The sequence below is a fragment of the Acidisphaera rubrifaciens HS-AP3 genome (assembly GCF_000964365.1).
Taxonomy (GTDB): Bacteria; Pseudomonadota; Alphaproteobacteria; order Acetobacterales; family Acetobacteraceae; genus Acidisphaera; species Acidisphaera rubrifaciens.
Map to the genome: position 1 here is coordinate 1 of NZ_BANB01000628.1, position 1,657 is coordinate 1,657.

Here is a 1,657-nt window from a genome sequence, read left to right on the forward strand (position 1 = left end):
CATCGAGTTCGTGCTGCGCGAGCGCGGCTATCGCACCCGCATGATGGCCGAGGTTCCGCGCGAATACTGGATCGGGCCCGCCCTCTACAGCGGACGGTCCTTCCGCGAGCCGCTGCAGGGCGGGGCGGTGAAGCAGATGGGCATCCTCAAGCCCTGGGCGCCGACGCGCTCGTACGGCCTCGTGCTGCGCCTCGATGCCGATTGCCAGCCGATCGCCAGCCTGCACAGCCGCGCCGACGGCACGCGGCACGGCATCACCAGTGTCCTCGCCGACGGCGCCCGCGTGCTCGCCGCGTCCAAGGGGGGCAACGTGATCATCGCACTCGACGCCGCCGCAACCGGGCAGGTGCTTCAATGACGCCTTTGCTGGAGATGCGCCGCATCACCAAGGAATATCGCGGCGTGCCGGCCGTGAAGGATGTCGATTTCACGCTCATGCGCGACGAGATCCACGCGCTGCTCGGCGAGAACGGCGCGGGCAAATCTACGCTGACCAAGATCATCGCGGGCGCGGTGCAGCCGACGCATGGCGAGCTGCTGATGGACGGCAAGCCGATCGCGTTCCCGACGCCGGCCGCGGCGCTGGAGGCGGGCGTCGCCATGGTCTACCAGGAAAACAGCCTGGTGCCGGCCCTGACGGTCGCGCAGAACATCTATCTCGGCCGCGAACGCTTCTTCAACCGCATGCGCGGCATCAACATCGCGGCCCAGCAATTCCTGCAATCGCTGAACTTCCCGGTCGATCCGACCGCGACCGTCGCGACCCTGGGTGCGGCCAAGCGGCAGATGGTGGAAATCGCGCGCGCCGTCCACCAGAAGGCGCGCATCATCATCTTCGACGAGCCCACCGCGTCGCTGACGCCGGAGGAGAAGCATCATTTCTTCTCGCTGATCCGCCGGCTGAAGAAAGCGGGCGTCGCCATCGTCTTCATCAGTCACGCGTTGGAGGAGGCGCTGCTGCTGGCGGACCGCATCACCATCCTGCGCGACGGGCAGCATGTCGTGACCGACGCGACCAGCGAATTCGACCGCGACAAGATCATCCGTGCCATGGTCGGCCGCACCCTGTCGGGCGAGCTGTACAGCCGGCACGGCGGCGGCCGCGCCGTGCGACCGCGCGGCGAGAAGGTCCTGAGCGTGCAGAACCTGTCGATGGGCGCGCTGGTGCGCAACACGTCGTTCTCGATCTTCGCGGGGCAGATCACCGGCATCTTCGGCCTCATCGGCTCCGGCCGGACGGAGACGGCGAAGATCGTCGCGGGCGTGGTCAAGCGCGACTTCTTCCACGGCGGCGAAGTGGTGCTGGAGGGGCACAAGCGCCGCTATCGCGTGCCCCGCCCGGGCGTGCGCGACGGCGTCGTCTATGTCACCGAAGACCGCAAGCTCGAAGGTTTCTTCGAGACGATGTCGATCGCCGAGAACATCTACATGGGGCTGATGGCGTCGAAGCTGCACCGCGCGTCGGTCGTCAGCCTCGCCGCGATGCGGCAGGCGGCGGACGAATGGACCAGCGCGCTGCAGGTGCGCGCCATCAACCGCGACGCGCGCGTGATCGAGCTGTCGGGTGGTAACCAGCAGAAGGTGGTGATCGCCAAGTCGCTGGTGCAGAAGCCGCGTCTTGTCATCTTCGACGAGCCGACGCGCGGCGTCGATGTCG

The 1,657-nt window shown here is 67.5% G+C and carries 2 protein-coding genes; both read left to right on the top strand.

Going from position 1 to position 1,657, the window contains the following annotated elements; translation table 11 throughout:
* The coding region (locus B8460_RS22195) for a hypothetical protein (protein ID WP_048862530.1) at positions 1-358 on the top strand (358 nt) is incomplete at its 5' end.
* Positions 355-1,657, top strand: a 1,303-nt coding sequence (locus tag B8460_RS15580; protein WP_048862531.1) for a sugar ABC transporter ATP-binding protein, incomplete at its 3' end; no start/stop codon positions are given. The genes B8460_RS22195 and B8460_RS15580, both read left to right, overlap by 4 nt.